Here is a 24,601-nt window from a genome sequence, read left to right as displayed (position 1 = left end):
TCTTCACCGACAATCTTTGTTCCCAACTCCTATTGCACCAACTTACTGAGTCAAACTTCATCCCCTCCCTTATCTACCTTGTCCCCCTTGTCCCCCTTATCTCCCCTGTCCCCCCTTCCCCTACACCCCCAATACCTCCTCGCCCTCTGCCTCCCAAATCGCCTTGTCGTTCACAGACAAAACCTTGGCGTTGCCAAAACTGCATATTTACATCGGTGAGTTCAACAACAGATGAGCATTGTGGTTGGACAAATTGACTGATCACAGCCCAAAATAAACTGCGTGTAATATCAAATACTGTTTTCCACCAATATTCCTGATTTGCGGGACGACCTTTTTCCTTGACTACTTCTGGTTCTACCCAAATACCATGCGCCCCTAAAAGGATCTGCGCCATCCATTTGGCTCTCGGAAAGTGACTTGGTGAACTAATTAACTTAACTTTATGTACTTTCCAGCGTTTGAGAATCGGAATGCCGTAATAGAAATTATCAAAGGTGGAATTGGCGCAATTTTCTAACCACACGTTTTCTAAATCTGCTGTTTCCCTTTCAAAAATCAGCTTTATACAAGGGTCGAGCGAACCACGAGAAATTAAAATTGGAATTTTGGGATTTTCTTTGGCTTGTTGGGCAACATAGATTTCACGGCGAATGCTACCACCAAGGACAAATAAAGCGTCCACTGGCTTGGAGGATGCCGGAACTAAGGTTATAGTGATGAAAATTAGCCAGCAGCCCAAAATTAAGCATAAAGTACGTAATATTTTTTGTAACAATTGCAACCATTGTCTGATTTTTCTTTGGTCAAGAATTGATGAAATACGAGTAAATTTATGTCTCATGTCATAGCTAAAAAAAGCTAAGTTAAATAATATCCAAAATGCCAGCAGTCCATTCAACAAAATGCTATCTTATAAAATTAATATAGGGTGTAAATATGACACGGTTAAAAGTGTCACAATACTTGTATAGGACTCGATAAGACTGCTAAGTTATTTAGCAGAAGTATGGCTACGACACTAATGGTAAGTAAGGCAAAATTATCAAGATAATTCCGAGGGGAAAATAATGAAGAAAGCTTAACTGAAAATAGATTATAAAAACTTAAAAGTCTCTGAAAAGTCTGATTGCTAAACTTTCAACAAAACAACCATTCCAGCTAATATACATGAACCAATCTGCGAAACGTTACTCGCCCCTCCAACTGGCCATGATTGGTGGAGCGATCGCCACAACCGCTACCGTGTCCGTATTCGGCCCTGCTTGGACTCGTTGCGTTCGTGCCGCCCTACAAGATAGCCCCAAAGCCTTAGTTGACCAAGTGTGGCAACTGGTAAATCGTGAGTATGTTGATGGTAATTTTAATCAACAAGATTGGCAAGCAACTAGGCAGAGCTTATTAAGTAAAGATTATGCTTCTAAACAAGAAGCCTACATCGCTATCCGCGAAGCTTTACAAAGATTGGGCGATCCATATACAAGATTCATGGACCCTAAACAGTATGAAGCTCTCACCAGTCAAACTTCTGGGGAAGTCTCTGGTATTGGTATTCGGATGGAAGTGAACGAAAAAACTCAACGGCTGACGGTTGTCGAAGCCATAGAGAATTCGCCAGCGTTGAAAGCAGGGATTAAAGCTGGGGATGAGATATTAGCAATTGATGGAAAACCCACTTTGAAGCTGAAGGTGGATGATGCTTCTAAACTAATTCGTGGTCAAGCAGGTACACCAATCACATTACGCTTGGAAAGAAGTGGACAAGGTGCTTTTGATTTGAAACTGACAAGAGCAACCATTGAAGTACCGACTGTTAGTTATAACCTCAAGCAAGAAGGTAATCGCCGTGTAGGTTATATCCGCTTAAGAGAGTTTAGTGGCCACGCCGCCGATCAAATGCGTCGAGCCATTCGAGATTTAAATGGTAAGAAAGTTGATGCTTTTGTCTTAGATTTGCGTGGTAACCCTGGTGGTTTGTTGCAAGCTAGTATTGAAATTGCGCGGATGTGGATGGATAATGGTTCGATCGTCCGCACAGTTGACCGTCAAGGTAGCAGCGAACAAACCAGAGCAAATCGCACAGCTTTAACAAAACTCCCCTTGGCAATTTTAGTAGATGGTAACTCCGCTAGTGCCAGCGAAATTTTGACCGGGGCGCTCAAAGATAATAAACGCGCCGTAGTTATTGGTAGTCAAACCTTTGGTAAGGCTTTAGTCCAATCAGTACATGAACTATCTGATGGTTCTGGTTTAGCGGTGACTATTGCTCATTACTACACCCCACTGGGAACTGATATTAACCATAAGGGTATTACTCCCGATATCAAGATTGATTTAACCGAAGCACAAGAGCGTCAATTGGCATCTAACCCCGGTTTAATCGGCACTTCTAGCGATCCACAGTATGCAAGAGCGATCGCAGCTTTGTCTAGTAACAGTTTTGCTCAGTCTTCTGTGATTCAAAACATCCCGCCTGTGAGTGCGAGTGCTGAAACCTTGAAGTTCTAGTGATTTCAGGTTCATGTATGAGGGTTTGTTAATCTAAATTGCTGGAGTAAAAAAACTACCTGATGAAATCTACATAGAATTAGGGAATTGGGAATAATAATGAGTAATCTAATTGCCAAAATCCCTAATTTTTATGAATCATCAGTCAATTGATACAACCACCGCCGCCAAATTTTTGCCAATGGTTTCGGTGGTTGTTCCTATTTATAATGCTGAAGCAGATTTATCAGCGTTGATTGCTTGTTTGTCGGCGCAAACCTACCCCCAAGACCGAGTAGAATACTTGTTGGTAGACAATAACAGTAGCGATCGCACCTTAGCTTTACTCCAAGAAGCGGCGGTAAATTCCGCAATTAAAATTAGTGCGTTAAGCGAAAACAAAATTCAAAGTTCTTACGCTGCAAGAAATACAGGAATTCGCGCTGCAACCGGAGAAATTATTGCTTTTACAGATGCTGATTGTCATCCCCAACCCCAGTGGCTAGAATCGCTCATTCAACCATTTGTTAATTCTGATGTGGTAATTGTTGCTGGCGAAATTACAGCACTTCCAGGTAATAGTTTATTAGAACAATACGCCGAACTTCAGGACGTTTTATCGCAAAAGCACACATTAGCTCATCCCTTTTGCGCCTATGGACAAACTGCCAATTTAGCCATTCGCCGCACCGCTTTAGAAAAAGCTGGCTTATTTCGTCCTTACTTAACTACTGGTGGTGATGCAGACATCTGCTGGCGGATTTTGCGGCAAAATCTTGGGCGTTTAGAGTTTGCACCTCAAGCGACTGTACAGCATCGCCATCGTTCTACACTTCAAGAACTGACTAGCCAGTGGCGACGTTATGGACGCTCAAATCGCTATTTGCATGAATTACATGGGGTAGAACTGATGCCAGAATTGACGCTGGCAGAATATGGACATCGGTTGGGACGTTGGATATTTAAGGAAGTACCGCAGAATACGGTAAAGGCGATCACAGGTAAAGCCACTCTTGTAGATTTATTGAATACTCCTATTAGTGTCTTTGTTATTCAAGCTCGCGCGGCTGGGCAGAAAAACGCTAAATTACCAGAGAATGCCAAGATAATTGCTTGGTTGTAAAAATCAAAGGCAATTTTTTGCTGTAGTAAGTGGCTAAACCTTTCCACGGACAAGTTGTATGGGTGTCCCTTTATTTAAAATACTGCTTGTTATACCATTTCACGAAATCTGACACAGATGTAAACCCTAAAATCCTTGCTACATCTAATACCAAATTAAAAAATGATTGCGACAAATGGATGGCTCAAAAGCTTACCAATCAACCCTTACCCAATCCAAAATCTAAAATCTAAAATCCAAAATGGTATAAGTTTTTTAATTAACGCGATGTGCAACTTATTCTTGAAACCCCTCTCCAAACCTCTCCCCGAAGCGGAGAGAGGCTTTGAATCTTGCTCCCCTTCCCTACAAGGGAAGGGGTTGGGGGTTAGGTTTGAGAGAAAGTTGCACACGGCGTTAATTACGTTAGCGAGCCTGCGAGGGTCATTACGAATTGTGAATTGGTATGACATCTCGGAATTGAGGGTGAAGACGTACCAGCCACAGCAGCACACTTCGCCAAGGAGCAAGAGACACAATACAATTCTGTTGGTAATCTAATCAGATATCTTGCACTTAGCCCCGACAATCAGCGTCAGTGCTTTCTAAAAGTTCTCTAATACCAAGAAGCTTTAAGATTCTGCTCCTGTAAAATATGGATATATAAATTTATTTATATAAATAACTATGATGAATTCTTTGCCCCTTAATCGTGCTAATACTCTCAAAGCTGCTTTTCGTGTTTGTGATGTAGCTCCTTTGGTGAGTAATAGAGATATTGAACGTTATTATGTTGATTTATCAAAAGTTCGCAAAACAGAAGCAATTAATACTATTAAAACTCGTTTGGATTTTCTGGAACCCGCAGAATTTTGCAGCCTTTTATTTACTGGACATCGGGGATGCGGGAAAAGTACAGAATTAAGGAAAATTCAGCAAGAATGGGAATCTCAATATAAAGTTATTTATATTGAAGCTGACGCTGAATTAGATATATTAGACGCAGAGTACACAGATTTATATTTGGTAATTATTAAAAAAGTTGCTGAAGTTTTATACACATCAGGGTTAAACTTTGATACAAAACTTTTAAATAATTTTGAGTTTTGGTTTAAAGAAATTACTCAAGAAACTGAACAAACAGTTGAAAGGTCAGTTGGTATCGAGGCGGAAGCAGAAGCAGGTATCAAGATTCCCTTTCTTTCAAAGCTTTTGGGTAAAATCCAAGCTCAAATTAAAGGTGCTGACACACAAAGAAAGACGGTTCGGCAGAATTTACAAAAAGATATTGGTCGTTTACAAGCTGATATAAATTTGTTATTAGGTGATGCTTTTGTCAAGCTTAAATCTAAATACCCGGAGTATGAAAAAGGATTTTTAATTATTTTTGATAATTTAGATCGGGTTCCTCCTAATGTAGCTAAACATTTGTTTTGTGATTACGCATTTCAATTACAAAGTCTACATTGTACGATTATCTATACAGCACCAATTTCTATAGTTTATTCGGAAAATAATTTGGCTAATACTTTCGATACGCCTAATATTGTGCCGATGGTGAACATATATGAATTTGCCAAAGATAAAACCGATCTAAATTATAATGATGATGGGATGACAGCAATTACGAGTTTAATTGAACAAAGAGTTGAAGTAGACGCAGTGTTTGAATCGCGTCAACTATTAATAGATTTAGCAAAAGCAAGTGGTGGACATATCCGCCAATTGATGCAAATAACATCAAAAGCATTGATTACAGCCGCAACTCGTGGGCATGAAAAAGTGACTGCGGATGATATAAATTATGCGATTAAGCAAGAGCAGTTTAATTTTGAGCGGAGTATATCAACAGAATACTATTCTGCTTTGGCGGCGGTACATATCAACAAGGATGTTTCTAAAGATGATATTGGCAGATTAATGCTGTTCAGTCTTTGGGTTTTTGAGTACAACGGCAAAAATCGCTGGAATTATGTTAATCCAGTTGTGAGGGAAATCGATGCTTTCCAAGAAGCAGTTAAATCAGCCACAAGTAATCCCTGAGATGGATTTAGATAAAGAAACTTTTGTGCAAATCAATCAGCAGTCATTAGCGGAACTGTTTACCTTTATTGACTTTGCTGATACGCAGTTAACGATTGGTTTTGTTGCTGTGAATTTTGCTGAAGATAGAGATAATTTAATCGAAATCCTCAAACACCATCCTCAATGTGATGAGATTCAGTTTGAAATTCTCAATTGTGCTGATCCTAATTTGCGTTTTTTAAGGGATGAAATTGTTCGTGATTTAAAAGTAATTCAATTAGAAGCAGATAAAAAATTAGTTTTAATTGTTATCGGTTTAGAAAAGTCTATTGGCTTGTCTGGGGAATATCCGCCTGTACTGCAAGACTTAAACTTTGTGCGAGATGCTTTTAGTGATAGCGTTCCTCACCCTATACTGATATTTTTGCCAGATCATGCACTAACACGTTTGGCAAAATATGCCCCAGATTTTTGGGCATGGAGAAAAGGAGTATTTTATTTTCAAACAGTCCAGTCTACTCAAGAGTCGGCTATTGAAAAAACTCTCCAGTCTGAGAAAATATTAGGCAGTTTAGATTTACCAGAAAGGCAAGAGCGGATTGATTTACTTGAACGCTTGCTAATGGAGCAGTCAACAAATGGAAGTACCCGCATCAATATTTTGAGGGAGTTAGGGGTAGCTTATAGGAGTATTGGTGAGGTACAGAAAGCAGAATATTTTTTGCAAAAAGCTTTGAAGTTAACTGATGAAGGTGAAAAGTTAGCAGGAATCAAAGCCAGTGTTCTGCATGAACTGGGAATTCTCTACGCGGACAAAGGAGAAGTGGATCAAGCGATCGCACTCTACAATCAGTCTTTGGAAATCAAAGAACGCATTGGAGATGTCCAAGGCAAAGCGGCGACGTTGCACCAACTAGCAGGTATCTACGCCAACAAAGGAGAAGTGGATCAAGCGATCGCTCTTTACAATCAGTCTTTGGAAATCAAAGAACGCATTGGAAATGTCCAAGGCAAAGCGGCGACGTTGCACCAACTAGCAGGTATCTACGCCGACAAAGGGGAAGTGGATCAAGCGATCACACTCTACCATCAGTCTTTGGAAATTTTTGAACGCATTGGTTATGCTCACGGCAAAGCGGCGACGTTGCACCAACTGGCAATTCTCTACGCCAACAAAGGGGAAGTGGATCAAGCGATCGCTCTCTACAATCAGTCTTTGGAAATAGAAGAACGCATTGGAAATGTCCAAGGCAAAGCGGCGACGTTGCACCAACTGGCAGGTATCTACGCCGACAAAGGGGATGTGGATCAAGCGATCGCACTCTACAATCAGTCTTTGGAAATAAATGAACGCATTGGTAATGTCCAAACCAAAGCGGCGACGTTGCACAATCTAGCTGATATCTACGCCAATAAAGGGGATGTGGATGAAGCGATCGCACTCTACAATCAGTCTTTGGAAATAAAAGAACGCATTGGAAATGTCCAAGGCAAAGCGGCGACGTTGCACCAACTGGCAGGTATCTACGCCGACAAAGGGGATGTGGATCAAGCGATCGCACTCTACAATCAGTCTTTGGAAATTGAAGAAAGCATTGGAAATGTCCAAGGCAAAGCGGCGACGTTGCACCAACTGGCAATTCTCTACGCCAACAAAGGGGATGTGGATCAAGCGATCGCACTCTACAATCAGTCTTTGGAAATTGAAGAAAGCATTGGAAATGTCCAAGGCAAAGCGGCGACGTTGCACCAACTAGCAGGTATCTACGCCAACAAAGGAGAAGTGGATCAAGCGATCGCACTTTTCAATCAGTCTTTGGAAATAAAAGAACGCATTGGTGATGTCCAAGGCAAAGCGGCGACGTTGCACCAACTGGCAGGTATCTACGCCAATAAAGGGGATGTGGATGAAGCGATCGCACTCTACAATCAGTCTTTGGAAATAAAAGAACGCATTGGTAATGTCCAAGGCAAAGCGGCGACGTTGCACAATCTAGCTGATATCTACGCCAATAAAGGGGATGTGGATGAAGCGATCGCACTCTACAATCAGTCTTTGGAAATAAAAGAACGCATTGGTAATGTCCAAGGCAAAGCGGCGACGTTGCACCAACTGGCAGGTATCTACGCCGACAAAGGGGATGTGGATCAAGCGATCGCACTTTTCAATCAGTCTTTGGAAATAGAAGAACGCATTGGAAATGTCCAAGGTAAAGCAATAACTCTGTGGTGCTTAGGACATTTGGCAGAACAGCAGGGTGAATACACTAAAGCGATATCTTATTTGCAACCAGCTTTAGAAATTTTGCAGCGATTACAGTCACCGGATGCTGAAGGTGTGAGGGCGATTCTTGAGAGGGTGAGGGGTAATTCTTGAAGGTTTTTGTCTCACGCAGAGGCGCATACTTCTCCTTCGGAGACGCTAACGCGAACGACTGCGCTCAGTAACCAGAGGCGCAAAGAAGAAGGTGAGTGTGTGGTTTAGGTAAATGAAAGTTGCTGTAATGAGTGTTTGATACTCGTGGGAGAGTGTTTGATACTCGCGGGAGAGTGTTTGATACTCGCGGGAGAGTGTTTGATACTCGCGGGAGAGTGTTTAATAGTGGTGAATGAGTGTTTGATATTCGCGGACGAGTGTTTAATACTCACGCGAGAGTGTTTGATATTCGCGGATGAGTGTTTGATATTCGCGGGAGAGTGTTTAATACTCGTGGGCGAGTCTTTGATATTCGCGGATGAGTGTTTGATACTCGTGGGCGAGTCTTTGAACTTCATTAATCAGGCTTTGAACTCTATTAATGAGTAGTACATTTGTCCCGCCTCGGAATGAATTCCGAGTCTCATAGCGCAAGTCATCTGAAGATGACTCAACTAAAAATTTCTTCCAGTCCACGCTTTGTGGACTTTAGCTATCAGCCTGGAACTTTAGTTCTAGGCGGGATGTGGTTTCAGACTGGAAATTTTCGACTTGTGTGTACACGGTAGACCCTTTCCCTAGAAGGGAAGCTACCCTGTATACACATTTAGATGCTGTGTAGAATGTGGTTTGATCCCCCTAAATCCCCCTTTTTAAGGGGGATTTAGGGGGATCAAAAATGATTTGATACATGATTAAGGACTTTTCAAACATCCTCTTAGATTAAATCAGGATCTACATCGAGCGATCGCTTTCTCAAAATTATCTGTAATAGATTTTGATAGCAATTCAGGTGAGAGAATCAGGATCTACACCAAGCGATCGCAACCGTTCCGCTAGTAATTGTACTTGTTGTTGGGCTTGCTGGGCTTGTTGCTTTGCTTGCTGGGCTTGTTCTTCTGGTGTTAACAACCGTTCCCCTTGTTCATTATACCAATACACCCACTCGCGGGGAATGCCTAAATAAGTTCCTCTTTCGATGCCAATTCCTAAACCAATTTCTGGCAACCAAACATGATTTCCATCATGCAATAATTCATAAGCATTATTCACTAATTTATAAACTTCTAAACGCGGTTTACGGCGACGCAGTGGGTTGTAAACTACATAATATAAAATTCCCAATTTTGCATACTCGGCTTTCTTAGTCGAATACTCACCGCGATAAGTTTGAGATACCACCTCAAATACTAATATTGGTAGTTTCTTCTCTTCCCAAAGCACATAACTGGGACGGAGGTATTCATCATAAAATCGCTCTACGCCCAAACTCAAAAATCCATCTGGGACTATAGCTGGTAAGTCTGGGTCATAATAAATACCCATATCTACACCAAAAAACCAATCCATGCGTTCTGGCCAAGCCATTGCTAGAAGGGCTTTGAGTAGACCGGGAATTAAATCTTGTAATTCATTATCCACGGGGGTATCGTCAGAGTCTGGTAGTTCCTCAGATGAAGGCAAACAAGCTAACGGATTGTAATTTAGCATGATTGATTTCCCGTTCCTCTGTTATGAGTATATTTTTATTTTATATAGCAGGAGGCAGTGGTTCGGCTTCGCTCACCAAGCAGGCAGGAGGCAGGAGGTAAAAGTTTTACTATACCTAGCATTCAGGCTTTTTAAATTTCCTAACCTATACTTCGACTGCTATAAATTAAAGTATCAGGATCTACACCGAGCGAGCGATCGCACTGAAATATTTTCTTCTCACGCAGAAGTGCAAAACCACGAAGAATCAATCTTTAAATTAGAACTTACGCGCCTTGTTCAAATTGGTCAATTGCTTCGATATCATCAGAAATCTGAACGCATCGTTCTAATAAGGCAATATTGAGTTCAGGTAATATTTCACTTGAAGTAATCTGTTCATAACCGTGAGTATCTAAAAACTGAGTTGGTATTTCTTCGCGTAAATGATAAAGTTTGAGTTGATTGAATTGCCAAACCCAAACCTCAGCTACTCCTAAACGTTGGTAAATTTTTAACTTGTCCAGGCTACCACTAGTAATATTTACCTCTATAGCTAAGTCTGGGATATCTTTTTTCTCGCCAATGGCGTAGCATTCATCGGGTTCAACTCCAGCTTGTTTGAGTTGTTTTTTAACAGTAGAACTTCCCATTGGGCTGAAGCGGATTCTTTTTAAGTAGAGATAGCGTTCTATTAAAATTGCCAAACGTTTTTTAAGATTTTCATGTCTGATAGACGGTGACACAATTTCTAATATTCCATCTATATAAGTAACGCGGTAATGAGAGTTATCTTCTAGTTTTGCTAGTAATGCTTCATACATTTGCCAGTTTACGCCAGTAGTGATAAATTTTTCCTCTGGGTCATCAATTTGGGATAACTCTGGATCGTTTAAAAGTTCTGTCAGGCTACTGACCATAATTTGATTTCTCCTGGTAAGGTTTTGTTGGGGTCATGCCTGCACATATTTTAATTCACACCGCAGACAGGATTTTATGCTTTTATAATCTTTGTATCAACTACCTACGCGGAATGCAGCCAAAAAAGCGATCGCTATGCTTCAGTATCCTAATCTCGAACAGGCGCTAAAATATCACTTCGGTTATGATAATTTCCGTCCTGGACAGCGAAAAATTATCGAAGATGCGCTACAAAATCGGGATTTGCTGGTAGTTATGCCTACAGGTGGCGGTAAGTCTTTGTGCTTTCAATTACCAGCGTTGATCAAGAAGGGATTGACGGTGGTGGTATCGCCGTTAATTGCGTTGATGCAAGACCAAGTAGAAGCACTGCGAAATAATAATATTAGCGCCACGTTTCTCAATAGTAGTTTGAATCCTTATCAAGTTCGCTCTCGTGAAGAAGCCATCCTGAATGGTAGGGTAAGATTACTCTATGTTGCCCCAGAACGGCTGATGAGTGAAAGGTTTTTGCCGTTTCTCGATTTAGTACATCACCAAATTGGCATTTCTACCTTTGCAATTGATGAGGCGCACTGTGTTTCGGAATGGGGACATGATTTTCGTCCAGAGTATCGTCAGTTGCGCTCGTTGCGATCGCGTTATCCCAATGTCCCGACGATTGCGTTGACAGCAACGGCAACTGAACGTGTGCGTTCTGATATTATTCAACAAATCGGGTTAAAGCAACCTAGTATTCACATTGCGAGTTTTAATCGGCAAAATCTGTATTACGAAGTCCGCCCCAAAACTAAATATGCTTACGCTGAATTATTAGAATTAATTCGAGAAATTGACGGTTCAGCGATTATTTATTGTCTGACGCGCAAAAAAGTTGATGAATTAACTTTTAAACTGCAAAATGATAAAGTTTCAGTTTTGCCTTATCATGCGGGATTAAGTGACGAAGAACGCAGCAATAATCAAACGCGATTTATTCGAGATGATGTGCGGGTGATGGTGGCGACTATCGCTTTTGGGATGGGAATTAATAAACCAGATGTCCGGCTAGTAATTCATTTTGATATTCCCCGCAATTTAGAAAGTTACTATCAAGAATCTGGGCGGGCAGGACGCGATGGTGAACCTTCACGCTGTACAATCTTTTTTAGTTTTGGTGATATTAAAACTATTGAGTGGAGTATTAACCAAAAAACAGATGCCCAAGAACAGTTGATTGCTAAACAACAACTGCGACAAATGATAGATTATGCTGAGGGGACAGATTGTCGGCGGACAATTCAACTAAGTTATTTTGGCGAAAGATTTCTCGGAAATTGCGCTAACTGCGACAATTGTCGTCATCCCAAACCCGTGGAAGATTGGACAATTGAAGCGATGAAGTTTTTATCTTGTGTGGCGCGTTGCAAAGAAAGATTTGGAATGCTGCATATTATTGATGTGTTGCGGGGGGCAAAAAATCAGAAGATTACTCAATACGAACACGACAAATTATCTACCTACGGTATCGGCAAAGATAGAAGTGTGGAAGAATGGCGAATGTTAGGGCGATCGCTGTTACATCAAGGTTTGCTAGAACAAACTAGTGATGGTTACTCTGTCTTAAAATTGAACGCCCACAGTTGGGAAGTGATGCGACGACAGCGCAAAGTGGAAATTGCTGTGTCTGCAACCCAAAAATTAAGTTTAATCGAAGAAAGTCCCAAAGCTGCTGAGGCTGAAGAATTATTACATAAATTGCGATCGCTGCGTAAGCAATTGGCTGATGAACAGTCTGTTCCACCTTACGTAATTTTTCATGACTCGACGTTAAAGTTGATGGCACAGGTACAGCCTAAAACCTTAGTTGAATTTGGCAAGTTATCTGGTGTCGGTAGCCATAAACTTGCTCAATATGGCGAAAAATTCTTAGCAGAAATTCGGACTTACCGCGAGGCGAAAAGTTCAGCTAGTTTTGATGTTGATGTGATACCTTCAGTCAGCTTAATTTCTGGAACGGAATTACAAACACTGCATTTACATCAACAAGGTTTAAGTGTCGCTGAAATTGCCAAACAACGCAAACTCAGCCCAACGACAATTGTTAGCCATCTCGCAAGATTAATCGAAAAAAATCAGCCTGTAGACTTATACCAAATTGTACCGTTAGAACATCACCAAAAAATTTGGCAAGTACTAGAAGTTCTCGGTGATATTCCCCTCACCCCGCTAAAAGAACAACTGGGTACAGCCTATACTTTTGATGAAATCCGCTTAGTCAAAGAAAAATGGCGACAAGAAAAGCGTAAGTAAATTATTTTTGGCGATCGCATCAACACATATTATTCCATGTTTCTCTACAGAGCGATCGCCCGACAGCAGCAATCAGAATTTTAGGAAATTTCAGAACTAGATACAGGTTGAGTTGCTACTTTAGCTTCAGCTTCGGTTTTGTCAGTCAAAATCACAGACAACAGCTTTGGCAACATCAAACAAGCCACAGTATTTACCAATGTCAGCAATAAACCATCTGTAAAGCTCATGTATATGCCCCTTTTTGCAAAATTTTGTTTGCTATTTACCTAGTGTGAAACATATTTTGTCAAATGAACTACATTAGTCCTTTTGATTTTCTTCTCATCTCCATAAGCTAGTTCAATATTTAGTTTTGTAAAATTTTGCCAGAATGATATTCCACGATCAGATTCTCCTCTGCTGAAGTAAAAATTTATCTGCGTTCATCCTCTTGAATCGGCGGTTAAATTTATATTGCTGTACTTCACCAGTATGGTAATAGTTATAAATAAGTGTGAATTTATGGATGCTAGATACTGATTAAGCAGTAAAATCCAAAAATATTAAAATAAATTGTAATTAGAGTAATTTTATCTGTTCATCAAGCACTTAAAGTATAAGTTCGATAATATGACTCAAGCACAAATCGAATCCAAATTATACAGTTTCGATGAATTTATCAAATGGTATCCTGAAAATTCAGAAGTTCGGTACGAACTGCATGATGGAGTCATTATCGAAATGCCAAAGCCAAAGGGAAAACATTCAAATCTCACAGGTTCCCTAATCGAGCAACTATTGATAATTATTAGACAGATAGGCTTTGGTGGAGTTTGGATTATTCCCAGAGAATCGATTATCAAACCTAAACGAGAAAAATCAGGTTATGAGCCAGATATCATAGTTTTAAACAAACAAATTCTTGGGAATGAACCCCGATGGGAAAGCGAATCAATTATTCAAAATCCTGATTCTGTCAAATTAATTGTTGAGGTAGTTTCTACTAATTGGCGTGATGATTATTACGATAAATTTCGGGATTATGAGGAAATGGGGATTGAGGAATATTGGATTATTGATTATGCAGCACTAGGGGCGAGAAAATTCATTGGTAATCCGAAGCAACCCACAATTTTTGTTTGTAACTTGGTTGATAAAGAGTATCAGATGACTACCTTTACAGGAAATATGACTATTGTTTCTCCTACCTTGCCTCAATTTAATTTAACCGCACAGCAAATTTTTGATTTGGCTTCGTAGGAAAACTTTCTAGATCCCCGACTTCTTTAAGAAGTCGGGGATCTAGGACTTGAACCCATTAATAACTAGAACATCTGGAACAAAAATGGGGACTGAATCTACAATATTGACTGCCTGTTACTGCATAAACCGTACAATAGGGGAAACTAGTAATTGCAACTGTAGCTTTTGTTGAGGTGGGCGCTGTTGTAGATGCTTGATTAGACCTGATTTTAGCTAGAATCCCAGACAGAAACTTAGGTAATGCCAAACAAGCAGTCGCATTGATTAGAGTGAGGCATATTGCATCTGTGAAATCTATAGGTAATCACCCCCATTGAAAAGTTAGGTGGTCACTGTTTTTGATGTTCGCCATCAAAAATTAAGCAATCATTGGTGAATGTATTGCTTAAAGTTTATATAACTTCACTCTAACATAAGTTTTTATCAATGCAACGTTGACCTGACTAAATAACTGACACAATCAGCGATCTAGAAATTTAGGAGAGTATTGTAGTGTGGATAGCAGAATAAACTAGAACTTAAAAATTACTACACTTTAGGTAATGTGTTATGTCCAAGACCCAATCTGCATCTTCCATATTATTAAACATCAGTGAGAGAGAAAGGCTGGCATTTCAAGGTTCTGTAGATTACTCAAAAGTAAATTTACTCTCGGAGATTTGGCCTTTAGCTGCAAAAGAATTTGGGAATATTGTGGCGTTGCGAAATCCCCATTCTAAACCAGAAACAGTTGTTACATATACTCAGTTAGCAGAACAAATTCAACAATTTGCAGCAGGTTTGCAAGCTTTAGAAGTCCAAGCAGGCGATCGCATTTCCTTAATTGCTGATAATAGTCCTCGCTGGTTTATCGCTGACCAAGGTATTATTACGGCTGGCGGTGTGGATGCGGTGCGTAGTTCGCAAGCCGAGAAAGAAGAACTGCTGTTTATTATTGCCAATAGCGGCAGTACAATTTTGGTAGTTGAAGATTTAAAAACCTTAAATAGACTACGCGATCGCCTATATGACTTACCAATTCGCGTCATTATCTTACTCTCTGACGAAACGCCACCAACAGACGACGCACTCAAAATCCTGAATTTCAACCAGTTACAAGAAATCGGGGTAAATCGGACATTAGTCCGACCGCAACAGTCTCCTGATGACTTAGCAACGTTAATTTATACATCTGGAACCACCGGAAAGCCCAAAGGTGTAATGCTGTCCCACAGCAATTTAATGCACCAGGTGAAGTATTTGCGGGCGATCGTCCAACCACACCCAGGTGATGTTGTGTTGAGTATTTTACCAACCTGGCACAGTTACGAACGTAGTGGTGAATATTTTTTGTTATCACAAGGTTGCACGCAAGTTTACACAAACTTGCGTTCTGTCAAACGCGACTTGAGAGAATTTAAACCAAATTATATGATTGCCGTCCCCCGGTTGTGGGAATCAATTTATGAAGGTGTCCAGAAGCAGTTTCGAGAACAACCAGCCAACAAGCAACGCCTGATCAACTTCTTAGTAGGGACAAGCGAAAAGTATATCAAAGCGCAACGCATTGCCCAAGGCTTGAGTTTAGATCATATTCAGGCTTCCAGCGTAGAAAGAATTTTGGCTAAAATTCAAGCATTGGCATTGTTACCGTTGCATATTTTGGGAGAAAAGATAGTTTATGCCAAGGTGAGAGAAGCCACAGGCGGACAAATCAAGCATGTGATTAGTGGTGGTGGCGCATTACCAAGGCACATTGATAACTTTTTTGAAATTATTGGTGTAGACATTTTACAAGGTTACGGTTTAACCGAAACTTCTCCCGTGACGAATGCGCGTCGTCCTTGGCGAAATTTCCGTGGTTCATCCGGTCAACCAATTCCAGGTACAGAAGTAAAAATTGTAGATCCTGAAAATCGCCAGCCTCTCCCCAAAGGAAAACGAGGTTTAGTGCTGTTGCGGGGGCCACAAATCATGCAAGGGTATTACCAAAATCCCGAAGCAACCGCCAAAGTCATTGATGCTGAAGGTTGGTTTGATAGCGGTGATTTGGGTTGGGTCACACCAGAAAATGACTTGGTGCTGACTGGCAGAGCCAAAGATACAATTGTTTTGACCAACGGGGAAAACATCGAACCACAGCCAATTGAAGATGCGTGTTTGCGATCGCCTTATGTTGACCAAATCATGCTCGTAGGGCAAGATCAGCGCAGTATTGGTGCCTTAATTGTCCCCAACCTGGAAGCCTTAGCAAAATGGGCTGAAAGTCAGAACGTGCAAATAAATCTACCAACTCAACTCAGCACTCAGGACGGGCTAAACGCCTCGCTACCGCTAACAGCACTCAGCACTGGTGTTGACCTAGAGAGTAAAATAATCCAGGATTTGTTTCGCCAAGAATTGAATCGGGAAGTTCAGAATCGTCCAGGTTATCGTTTAGACGATCGCATTGGGCCATTCAGGCTGATTCTAGAACCGTTTTCTATTGAAAATGGCTTGATGACCCAAACACTAAAAATCCGGCGACACGTTGTTGCAGAACGCTACCGCGACCTGATTAACGAAATGTTTGCCTGATAAAGCAGAATTCAGAGTCAAGAATTCAGAATTCAGAATTGATGAAAAACAGTTACATTCTGAGTTCTGACTACTGACACCCTGATTTCTTTGTTGATAATTTCCAATGCAAACTTTATAGAGTGAACGCGAAATATGGATCTTTCCAACCCCCAACTACTTTTGAAGCGCATCGTCAATGTCAAAGTGATTGTAACTCCTTTGTGGAAAGAGGAAGTACAACAGCAATTACAAGCCCAGATCAATCAACTTGATCAGCAATTGCAGCAACTAGACCTCGAAGGACAAAGAGCGATCGCAGCCATTCAAAAGCAAAGTATCCAACCACCTAGCCCCCAAACTCTGCAACAAATCGACAACATCCAACTGCAAGTTAATCAAAAGAAAAGCGAATTCCTAGAGCAGAAAAACCAAATGCTGCAAAACCTTCAGCAAGTACAACTGCTGGAGTTAGATCAAGAAGTTAACCAATTTCAAATGGAAGGATTTTTCCGTGTCGAAAAAGGTGATAACTTAATTAGCAAAATGCAAGTTGAAATCGTCATCCGTGACGGCATTATTGAAGATATTCGCGGAGATATCTAAATAAAGTGTGAAATATGAAGTATGAAATCTGAAAATTTTATACTTCATACTTCACACTTCAGACTTTTACTTTGGCGACTCCCAGATTTACATTGTATCTGGGAGCCAGCCCAGATAATTTCCCAGACAGGCGGAGAACTAACTAAAAGCGATCGGCCAAAAGTATTCATCTCCACCCGATATTTAATCGCCGTTACAGCAGCACTGTTTTGGGGAATATGTGTAATCGTCACTAAAGCTTGATTAGGTTGCGGATAAATCACTTCAACCTTACGAATTCCTTTCTCTTCCCCCACATCTTCAATCGCATTTAACGCCAGAGTTTTGGGGTCACTCCCTTGCAGAGCCGAATTAAGACTTGTTAATGGTATAGATTTATAGTTAACTCGCTCTGGATAAACCAGATGATTTTCAGAATGTTGTATCACTGAAAATTGTTCTTTTTCGGGATTTTCAGTATTAATAACTGTTGCCGGAGGTTGATGTTGAGTGATATAAACACTAGTAGCAGCAGTAATAAAAATACTGAGTAATAAAATCCTCAGAAACTTCCACTTGCCTGACAGCATAAGCTTACAAAAATTTCCTACAGAACTAATTGTTAATTCTGAATTTTAAATTCAAGTTAAACCATTGATCCTATACACGTCCCTAAGAACAAAATCCTGATAAGTAAGTTTACATAATTATCTAGAAGACGCATTTCGACTTCGCTCAAGTTGTCAAAAAGCAATACATACGGACTCTTATTGCACCTGAAAGTTCCTGTAAACATTTATCCACAAATACTAAAAGATTAATTCCTGTAGGGTGTGTGAGGCGCAGACTGTGTAGCTCATTCATTCATCACCAAAACTATATACCAGCGCCTCACGCACCATCATCTGGCTACTTACAGCACTTTTGAAGCAAGCGAGGTACACCGTGAGTATTAAGTAATGAGTAATAAATAAATTTCTGACTCGTTACTCATTACTTAATACTCATTACTTTTTCCAATCAGTTGCTGTACCTCATAAACATCGAATCTGCTGTAAGATTTACTAACCTACCTATCTCCGCAAATTTGCGATAATATGACGCTAAATTCAGCGACTCATGTTTATGACCTCGAATTTTGCGCTTTTAAAGCGGATATATAATGTTTTTGACCCGTTCCGCCCTCTACCAGCAGGAGATCCGGCTTATGTTGATTGTTCAGAAGTGCGGGGCGACGGCGATATATTAGTAGAAATCGGCAGAGAGATTTTATACTCAGACAGAATGACCTCGCAACTGTATGCAGGTCATCGCGGTGCGGGGAAATCTACAGAATTGCTGCGGTTACAGAAATTTTTAGATGACGAAGGTTGCTTTGTAGTTTATTTTCCCGCCGATGAAGAAGATATTGACCCAGAAGATGCTCAATATACTGATATTTTGTTAGCTTGTACCCGCCACCTAGTAGAAGCATTAAAAGATAGCACTCCCCCAACTGTTTTGTTGAATTGGTTACAAGAACGTTGGCAAGATTTAAAAGATTTAGCACTCACTAAAGTTTCTTTAGAAAGTTTAAGTATAGAAGCTCAGATTTCTCAATTTGCTAAATTAACAGCAAATTTGCGAACAGAACCAACTCAACGCCAAAAAATTCGAGAACAGATTAATCCCCATACAGTTACTTTAATTGCGGCGTTAAATGAGTTTATTCAAGATGCTAAAAAGCACTTACCTGAAGGATATTCTCAACTAGTATTAATTGCTGATAACTTAGACCGAATTGTACCCATACCGCAAGAAGATGGACGCAGCAATCACGACCAAATTTTTCTAGATCGTAGCGAACAACTCCAAGCTTTAGATTGTCATTTGCTGTACACAGTACCAATTTCTTTACTGTATTCTAATCGCGCCGCCGACCTCGCTAATACCTATGGTAGTACTCAGGTATTGCCGATGATTATGGTGCAAACGCCTGATAATCAACCATACCAACGGGGTATTAATAAAGTTACAGAAATTTTACAAAAACGCCTGAATTTGATAGACCCTAGTTTATCTATTGTCGATATGTTTGAAGAGCGAGGAGCATTAGAAAGACTATGCTTAATGAGTGGAGGTCATGTGAGAAATTTATTATTATTAATGAAGGAGGCGATTAAATACACTAACTCTCTACCCATCCCTACCAGAGCCTTACTGCGTTCTGTTAGCGAGTTGCGAAATACTTATCGCAATACAGTTTTTTCTAATCAATGGGAAGCACTGGCAACTGTGCATTATTCTAAAGAGATAGTAAATGATTCACTGTATCGAGATTTATTATTTAATCGCTGTATTTTAGAATATCGTTATTTAAATGGAGATGGAGAAAGTCAAGTTTGGTATGATATTCATCCTCTGATTAAGGGAATTAAAGAATTTCAAGATACCTTTAATCGATTGTATCCAGGATAGATGAATGCAACACTGTTAAAGATTTTTACCCCACCCTAACCCTCCCCTTGTAAAGGGGAGGGAATTGTTTCCCCCCTTTACTAGCTTCGGTGTACACACAATTTGTTGAATCATTACCAGCACTTGAATTACCCCACCCTAACCCTCCCCTTATAAAGGAGAGGGAATTGTTTCCCCCCTTTACAAGGGGGGATTAAGGGGGGTATTAATTGGATTAAAACCATAACATAGAATTTTTAAAACATGCTCTGAAACTATCAAGCATCAAACAGTTAAAACTATGTCATTAGAACTAACTGATTGGGATCAGGATTTACCATCACAAGCAGAAGAAGAATATCAAGCCTTAGTGCGTACTCTTAACTTTACAGAAGGATTTGGATTATTATTTGTGCGTTGCTCTCCGGCTGGGGGTGAGCAGTTAATTACCAAGGTAAAAACAGATATTAGTAATAAAAATATTCAAATATTGCGACTTCAGCAAGCAGTAAATAATTTATATGAAATAATTGATAATTTAGAGAATAAATCAGAAATCAATATTTTATTTATTACAGGTTTAGAGCATTCATTTTATGAATATGAAGAATGCAAAAGCTTACAGGGTTGGCAGAGTAAAGATATTTATTCATACAGTTGGAAAGGTGTACCACCTATTTTAATAAACCTGAACCAACAACGAGAACGGTTAAAGGATAAATTTAATATCTGTTTTGTGTTCTTGCTACCGATATTTGCAATTAAATATTTTATTCAACGTGCGCCAGATTTTTTTGATTGGCGTTCTGGTTTGTTTGAATTTCCTATGGATTCGGAAACATTAGCACAAGAGTCATCGCGCGTTATTCAGGAGGGAGATTATGATAGATATCTCAGTCTCACGCCAGAAGAAAGAACTAAAGAAATACTCAAAATTCAAGAATTAATTGCAGAAGACAATCAAACACCTGAACGACAATGTGTTTTACTACGTAAGCTGGGAAATTTGCATTTTGCTGGACAAGGTTACAAAGAAGCGATCGCATCTTTCGACAAAGCCTTAGAAATTAAATATGATGACCACCAAGCATGGGAAAACAGAGGGATTGCATTAGGAAATTTAGGACGCTATGAAGAAGCGATCAAATCTTTCAACAAAGCTTCAACAATTAAACCTAATTACCCCAAAGCTTGGAACAACCGGGGGATTGCGCTATTTAATTTAGGACGCTACGAAGAAGCGATCGCATCTTACGATCAAGCTTTAGAATTTAAACCTGATTACCACTATGCTTGGTACAATCTGGGGTATGCTCTACAGACATTAGGACGCTATAAAGATGCGATCGCATCTTACGATCAAGCTTTAGAATTTAAACCTGATTATCACGAAGCTTGGTACAATCTGGGGATTGCGCTCAGGAATTTAGGACGTTATGAAGATGCGATCGCCTCCTACGATAAAGCTTTAGAATTTAAACCTGACGACCACCTAGTTTGGAAAAATCGGGGGAATACGCTCAGGAAATCAGGATGTCATGAAGAAGCGATCGCCTCCTACGATAAAGCTTTAGAAATTAAACCAGATGACTACGAAGCTTGGAACAATCGAGGGAATGCGCTCAGGGAATCAGGACATTATGAAGAAGCGATCGCCTCCTACGATAAAGCTTTAGAAATTCAACCAGATGACTACGAAGCTTGGAAGAATCGGAGGAAGGCACTCAGTAAATTAAGACACAATAAAGCATATCAAGATTTAAAAGAAGAAGCTAGGGAAGAAGTTAAAACAGAAATGGTTGCCAAACTGCTGCAACGTGGAATGAGTGTAGAAGAAGTAGCTGAGATATTAGAGTTAGATGTGGAAGTTATTAGAAATGTAGCAGGTGAGCAATCGTCTCCGTAGGAGACTGGAGTCGAGGTGCTGCTCCTTCTGCTTGTCCATTTGTATCATGCTTAAAGTAAAACGGTACAAGCTGCAACAATAGGCGAGAATTAATAATTTTCAGCGCCGTCCAGATATTGTTGACTGCGCGGTGACATAAAATAGAAAGTCTAAAACTCTCTAGCCAAGATACAATTCGATCTGGCAAAAGCTGTTAAAGTCCATAAATTATTTATCGATTCTGAAACCACCATATATGAGCATTCACGAAATATTCATGCCGGCGCTTAGTTCCACCATGACCGAAGGTAAAATTGTTTCTTGGGTAAAATCGCCAGGGGATAAAGTGGAAAAGGGCGAGACAGTGGTGGTTGTCGAGTCAGATAAGGCAGACATGGATGTAGAAACCTTTTATGAAGGTTATCTAGCTCACATCATTGTAGATGCTGGTGGCACTGCGGCTGTAGGTAGTGCGATCGCTTATGTAGCTGAAACTGAAGCAGAAATTGAAGCTGCAAAATCTCTCGCTAATTCCGGTAGCACTGCGGCGACAACTCCTGCGCCTGAAAAAGTACCAGCAACAGCAGCTGTCGGCGCACCCACCGCCGCCGCCCAAAACGGTAACGGCTCGAACCACAAAGAAGGTAGACTCGTCGCTTCCCCCCGCGCTCGCAAGTTAGCAAAAGAATTAAAAGTTGATTTAACTAGCCTCAAAGGTAGTGGCCCCTATGGTCGCATTGTGGCTGAAGATGTGGAAGCTGTAGTAGGTAAGGCTAAACCAGCAGCCCCCGTAACCCCTGCACCAACTGTTGCACCAGTTCAACCAGCAGCACCAGCCCCAGCAGCACCCGCACCAGTTCCCGCCGCCGCCAGCAGTGCAGTTTCTGGTCAAGTTGTACCTTTCACGACTCTGCAAAATGCTGTAGTGCGGGGTATGGTTGCGAGTTTAGCTGTACCTGTTTTCCGTGTCGGCTACACCATTACCACCGATGGTTTAGATAAGCTTTACAAACAAATTAAATCAAAAGGCGTGACCATGACTGCACTACTGGCGAAAGCTGTTGCAGTTACATTACAAAAACATCCCTTAATCAACGCCAGCTATTCTGAGCAAGGAATCGTCTACCATTCTGATATTAATATTTCTGTCGCTGTGGCAATGGATGACGGAGGATTGATCACACCTGTATTGCGGAATGCAGATATGGTAGATATTTATTCTCTCTCACGCAATTGGAAATCTTTAGTAGACCGCGCTCGCGCCAAACAATTACAACCAGATGAATACAACAGTGGTACGTTTACCCTGTCTAACTTGGGGATGTTTGGTGTCGATACTTTTGATGCAATTTTACCACCAGGACAAGGTTCAATTCTGGCGATCGGTGCGGCTCGTTCCCAACTAGTTGCTACTCCCGATGGTTTATTTGGAGTGCGTCAACAAATGCAGGTTAATATCACATGTGATCACCGCATTATTTATGGCGCTCACGCCGCCGCCTTCCTGCAAGACTTGGCGAAGTTGATTGAAACTAACGCCCAATCTTTAACACTGTAACTTATGACAGCAGGCAGAAGAATTTGAGATTTGTGCCTGAATTTATGATCCTCTGACCGATAACACTGAATTAATAAAATCAAAAATAGAGACTTGGATTATTGAATAATTCAGGTCTCTATTTTTATGTTAACGGTTAGAAATAATACTGGACGCATAGTATTTATAGCAACTATATTATGGGAGACATCTACAGATAGTTTGGCTGCTTGATTCGCAAAAAACAGCCAAAAAAGGAGTTTATATGGCTTATCGCTACAAAATATTGTCGATTGATGGCGGTGGTATTCGCGGTATCATCCCAGGAATTATTTTGGCGGAAATTGAAAAACGTGCAGGTAAACCAATTTGTCAGCTATTTAATTTAATTGCTGGAACCTCAACCGGGGGGATTTTATCTGCTGGTTTAACCAAGCCTCATCCCCATCATCCCAATCAACCACATTTTAAGGCGGAAGATTTAAATAATATCTATCGCAAAGAAGGAAAGCGGATTTTTGCTGAATCTACACTAGCAAAAACTTTCAAACTTGATGATATTGTCAAGGCCAAATATTCTTCCAAAGGCAGAGACGAAGTTTTAACAGAATATTTGCAAGATACTGCCCTCAAGAAAGCACTAACTGACTTGTTTATTACTAGCTATGATATTGAATTACGGATGCCGATTTTCTTTGTCAATAATGTCAAAAACCAAAAATTAGGCGAAAACTTCCGCAAAATTTGTGATGGTTACACTATGAAGCAAGCAGGAATGGCTACTTCTGCTGCACCAACTTATTTCAAACCTTATAAAATTGATACTGTCGGCGAGAAAAGCGGTTACTATGCTTTAGTGGATGGTGGTGTATTTGCCAATAATCCTACATCTTTGGCAATTATGGAAGCTTTAATTTCATCTGCTAGACCTGATCCCCAAAACCCTGACAAAAAACCCCTGACTATCAATGATATTCTCGTAGTTTCATTAGGTACAGGCTCTCTGCTTCGTCAATATAATTACAATCAAGCTGTAAATTGGGGTTTGGTTCAGTGGGTACAACCGTTGCTGAGTATTACTTTGGATGGTAGTAGTGAGTCGGTAGCTTGTCAATTAGAGCAGATGTTACCACAAGCTGACGGTTATCCTAAACAATACTATCGTTTCCAAGGACAGTTAACTGAAGCTAATGACGATATGGATGATACTAGTCCAGAAAATATTGCTCGATTAATAACATTAGCACAACAGATTATTAAGCAACGAGATTCAGAATTAGATGAACTTTGTCAGCAGCTAAAATCAGGCATTAATCTACAAGAACAGCCAGAAAAATCTCTGGTTGTCGGGAGATAGCCTTTCAGAATCTAAAACTTCATCGCCATACCACATTATTCTGTAGAGACGCAATAAATTGCGTCTTTATTATTTCAGGACTTACGCACCAAAATTGTCTATATCTTTATTTGACTGCTATCTTCAACACGAGATTTTTAATTATAAAAATTTGTTGAATCGTAATTATACGATTTTCATTAAAAATGAAGAGTTTTTCATATTCTTTTTATGATTTTACTTTAAACTTACTTAGATATGAACGAATAATAATACCAAATTATGCTTTTTATATGTTGAATAAAATATCGTAATTGTATCCTTTGTTT

The 24,601-nt window shown here is 40.2% G+C and carries 19 protein-coding genes and 1 pseudogene; 12 read left to right on the top strand and 8 right to left on the bottom strand.

Annotation, left to right across the window (positions count from 1 at the left end):
• Window positions 1-73: 73 nt before the first annotated feature.
• Window positions 74-844, bottom strand: a complete 771-nt coding sequence (locus tag H6G77_RS10515; RefSeq protein WP_190871651.1) for a YdcF family protein — start codon at window positions 842-844, stop codon at window positions 74-76.
• A 326-nt stretch (window positions 845-1,170) separates the two neighbouring features.
• On the opposite strand from H6G77_RS10515, the gene ctpB reads away from it, so the two are divergent.
• Window positions 1,171-2,508: a carboxyl-terminal processing protease CtpB gene (ctpB, locus tag H6G77_RS10510; RefSeq protein WP_190871525.1), complete on the top strand. Its 1,338-nt coding sequence runs from the start codon at window positions 1,171-1,173 to the stop codon at window positions 2,506-2,508.
• Window positions 2,509-2,641: 133 nt separating this feature from the next.
• Entirely contained in the window at window positions 2,642-3,610 is a 969-nt protein-coding gene (locus H6G77_RS10505) for a glycosyltransferase family 2 protein (protein ID WP_190871524.1), read from the top strand.
• Here H6G77_RS10505 and H6G77_RS36585 read toward each other — a convergent pair.
• Window positions 3,570-3,677, bottom strand: a pseudogene (locus H6G77_RS36585) (hypothetical protein); the annotation flags it as partial. The gene H6G77_RS10505 and the pseudogene H6G77_RS36585 sit on opposite strands and share 41 nt — an antisense overlap.
• A 599-nt stretch (window positions 3,678-4,276) precedes the next feature.
• Here H6G77_RS36585 and H6G77_RS10500 point away from each other — a divergent pair.
• Window positions 4,277-5,632 (top strand): AAA family ATPase, encoded by a 1,356-nt coding sequence (locus H6G77_RS10500; RefSeq protein WP_242049184.1) that lies wholly within the window; start codon window positions 4,277-4,279, stop codon window positions 5,630-5,632.
• The gene (locus tag H6G77_RS10495; protein ID WP_190871523.1) at window positions 5,589-7,991 is read left to right on the top strand and encodes a tetratricopeptide repeat protein; all 2,403 of its coding nucleotides are present in this window, start codon (window positions 5,589-5,591) and stop codon (window positions 7,989-7,991) included. The genes H6G77_RS10500 and H6G77_RS10495 overlap by 44 nt, the downstream gene beginning before the upstream one ends.
• 324 nt (window positions 7,992-8,315) lie before the next feature.
• On the opposite strand, the gene H6G77_RS10490 is transcribed toward H6G77_RS10495, so the two are convergent.
• The 3 genes from H6G77_RS10490 to H6G77_RS10480 all read right to left on the bottom strand — a co-directional run bounded on the left by H6G77_RS10490 (window position 8,316) and on the right by H6G77_RS10480 (window position 10,420).
• On the bottom strand, window positions 8,316-8,507 hold the full coding sequence (locus tag H6G77_RS10490; RefSeq protein WP_190871522.1) for a hypothetical protein: 192 nt from the start codon (window positions 8,505-8,507) through the stop codon (window positions 8,316-8,318).
• Between the two features lie 312 nt (window positions 8,508-8,819).
• On the bottom strand, window positions 8,820-9,521 hold the full coding sequence (locus H6G77_RS10485; protein WP_190590546.1) for a Uma2 family endonuclease: 702 nt from the start codon (window positions 9,519-9,521) through the stop codon (window positions 8,820-8,822).
• A gap of 266 nt (window positions 9,522-9,787) precedes the next feature.
• Entirely contained in the window at window positions 9,788-10,420 is a 633-nt protein-coding gene (locus H6G77_RS10480) for a Uma2 family endonuclease (RefSeq protein ID WP_190871521.1), read from the bottom strand.
• A gap of 136 nt (window positions 10,421-10,556) precedes the next feature.
• Between H6G77_RS10480 and recQ the strand changes: the two genes are divergently transcribed.
• The gene (gene recQ / locus H6G77_RS10475) at window positions 10,557-12,713 is read left to right on the top strand and encodes a DNA helicase RecQ (protein ID WP_190871649.1); all 2,157 of its coding nucleotides are present in this window, start codon (window positions 10,557-10,559) and stop codon (window positions 12,711-12,713) included.
• An 80-nt stretch (window positions 12,714-12,793) separates the two neighbouring features.
• On the opposite strand, the gene H6G77_RS10470 is transcribed toward recQ, so the two are convergent.
• Window positions 12,794-12,943 (bottom strand): hypothetical protein, encoded by a 150-nt coding sequence (locus H6G77_RS10470; RefSeq protein WP_190590548.1) that lies wholly within the window; start codon window positions 12,941-12,943, stop codon window positions 12,794-12,796.
• A 382-nt stretch (window positions 12,944-13,325) separates the two neighbouring features.
• Between H6G77_RS10470 and H6G77_RS10465 the strand changes: the two genes are divergently transcribed.
• From H6G77_RS10465 to H6G77_RS10455, 3 genes are all read left to right on the top strand, one after another.
• Window positions 13,326-13,955: a Uma2 family endonuclease gene (locus tag H6G77_RS10465; protein WP_190871520.1), complete on the top strand. Its 630-nt coding sequence runs from the start codon at window positions 13,326-13,328 to the stop codon at window positions 13,953-13,955.
• A 552-nt stretch (window positions 13,956-14,507) separates the two neighbouring features.
• Window positions 14,508-16,514: a long-chain fatty acid--CoA ligase gene (locus H6G77_RS10460; protein WP_190871519.1), complete on the top strand. Its 2,007-nt coding sequence runs from the start codon at window positions 14,508-14,510 to the stop codon at window positions 16,512-16,514.
• Window positions 16,515-16,649: 135 nt separating this feature from the next.
• Entirely contained in the window at window positions 16,650-17,099 is a 450-nt protein-coding gene (locus H6G77_RS10455) for a YlqD family protein (RefSeq protein WP_062295191.1), read from the top strand.
• Between the two features lie 44 nt (window positions 17,100-17,143).
• On the opposite strand, the gene H6G77_RS10450 is transcribed toward H6G77_RS10455, so the two are convergent.
• On the bottom strand, window positions 17,144-17,668 hold the full coding sequence (locus H6G77_RS10450; RefSeq protein WP_313933885.1) for a hypothetical protein: 525 nt from the start codon (window positions 17,666-17,668) through the stop codon (window positions 17,144-17,146).
• 535 nt (window positions 17,669-18,203) lie between these two features.
• Between H6G77_RS10450 and H6G77_RS10445 the strand changes: the two genes are divergently transcribed.
• Both H6G77_RS10445 and H6G77_RS10440 read left to right on the top strand, forming a co-directional pair.
• Window positions 18,204-19,535 (top strand): AAA family ATPase, encoded by a 1,332-nt coding sequence (locus H6G77_RS10445; RefSeq protein WP_190871518.1) that lies wholly within the window; start codon window positions 18,204-18,206, stop codon window positions 19,533-19,535.
• Window positions 19,536-19,815: 280 nt separating this feature from the next.
• Complete coding sequence (locus tag H6G77_RS10440) at window positions 19,816-21,420, top strand: tetratricopeptide repeat protein (protein WP_190871517.1); 1,605 nt, start codon at window positions 19,816-19,818, stop codon at window positions 21,418-21,420.
• On the opposite strand, the gene H6G77_RS35460 is transcribed toward H6G77_RS10440, so the two are convergent.
• Window positions 21,386-21,607, bottom strand: coding sequence for a hypothetical protein (locus H6G77_RS35460; RefSeq protein ID WP_206758052.1), 222 nt, complete (start codon window positions 21,605-21,607; stop codon window positions 21,386-21,388). The genes H6G77_RS10440 and H6G77_RS35460 overlap by 35 nt on opposite strands.
• Before the next feature lie 48 nt (window positions 21,608-21,655).
• Between H6G77_RS35460 and H6G77_RS10435 the strand changes: the two genes are divergently transcribed.
• Together H6G77_RS10435 and H6G77_RS10430 are read left to right on the top strand one after the other, a co-directional pair.
• Window positions 21,656-22,957 (top strand): dihydrolipoamide acetyltransferase family protein, encoded by a 1,302-nt coding sequence (locus H6G77_RS10435; protein WP_190871516.1) that lies wholly within the window; start codon window positions 21,656-21,658, stop codon window positions 22,955-22,957.
• Window positions 22,958-23,201: 244 nt separating this feature from the next.
• A complete protein-coding gene (locus tag H6G77_RS10430) occupies window positions 23,202-24,293 on the top strand; it encodes a patatin-like phospholipase family protein (RefSeq protein ID WP_190672645.1) in 1,092 nt (363 codons plus the stop codon).
• Window positions 24,294-24,601: the final 308 nt, after the last annotated feature.

It is taken from the genome of Aulosira sp. FACHB-615, from assembly GCF_014698045.1.
In the GTDB taxonomy this organism is placed as follows: Bacteria; Cyanobacteriota; Cyanobacteriia; order Cyanobacteriales; family Nostocaceae; genus Nostoc_B.
This window is presented reverse-complemented; position numbering and strand designations above follow the sequence as displayed.

Excerpts from the sequence above, each read along its gene's own strand:
- H6G77_RS10515 (WP_190871651.1), bottom strand. The coding sequence starts at position 844 with ATGAGACATAAATTTACTCGTATTTCATCAATTCTTGACCAAAGAAAA.
- ctpB (WP_190871525.1), top strand. The coding sequence starts at position 1,171 with ATGAACCAATCTGCGAAACGTTACTCGCCCCTCCAACTGGCCATGATT.
- H6G77_RS10505 (WP_190871524.1), top strand. The coding sequence starts at position 2,642 with ATGAATCATCAGTCAATTGATACAACCACCGCCGCCAAATTTTTGCCA.
- H6G77_RS10500 (WP_242049184.1), top strand. The coding sequence starts at position 4,277 with ATGATGAATTCTTTGCCCCTTAATCGTGCTAATACTCTCAAAGCTGCT.
- H6G77_RS10495 (WP_190871523.1), top strand. The coding sequence starts at position 5,589 with ATGCTTTCCAAGAAGCAGTTAAATCAGCCACAAGTAATCCCTGAGATG.
- H6G77_RS10485 (WP_190590546.1), bottom strand. The coding sequence starts at position 9,521 with ATGCTAAATTACAATCCGTTAGCTTGTTTGCCTTCATCTGAGGAACTA.
- H6G77_RS10480 (WP_190871521.1), bottom strand. The coding sequence starts at position 10,420 with ATGGTCAGTAGCCTGACAGAACTTTTAAACGATCCAGAGTTATCCCAA.
- recQ (WP_190871649.1), top strand. The coding sequence starts at position 10,557 with ATGCTTCAGTATCCTAATCTCGAACAGGCGCTAAAATATCACTTCGGT.
- H6G77_RS10470 (WP_190590548.1), bottom strand. The coding sequence starts at position 12,943 with ATGAGCTTTACAGATGGTTTATTGCTGACATTGGTAAATACTGTGGCT.
- H6G77_RS10465 (WP_190871520.1), top strand. The coding sequence starts at position 13,326 with ATGACTCAAGCACAAATCGAATCCAAATTATACAGTTTCGATGAATTT.
- H6G77_RS10460 (WP_190871519.1), top strand. The coding sequence starts at position 14,508 with ATGTCCAAGACCCAATCTGCATCTTCCATATTATTAAACATCAGTGAG.
- H6G77_RS10455 (WP_062295191.1), top strand. The coding sequence starts at position 16,650 with ATGGATCTTTCCAACCCCCAACTACTTTTGAAGCGCATCGTCAATGTC.
- H6G77_RS10450 (WP_313933885.1), bottom strand. The coding sequence starts at position 17,668 with ATGCTGTCAGGCAAGTGGAAGTTTCTGAGGATTTTATTACTCAGTATT.
- H6G77_RS10445 (WP_190871518.1), top strand. The coding sequence starts at position 18,204 with ATGACCTCGAATTTTGCGCTTTTAAAGCGGATATATAATGTTTTTGAC.
- H6G77_RS10440 (WP_190871517.1), top strand. The coding sequence starts at position 19,816 with ATGTCATTAGAACTAACTGATTGGGATCAGGATTTACCATCACAAGCA.
- H6G77_RS10435 (WP_190871516.1), top strand. The coding sequence starts at position 21,656 with ATGAGCATTCACGAAATATTCATGCCGGCGCTTAGTTCCACCATGACC.
- H6G77_RS10430 (WP_190672645.1), top strand. The coding sequence starts at position 23,202 with ATGGCTTATCGCTACAAAATATTGTCGATTGATGGCGGTGGTATTCGC.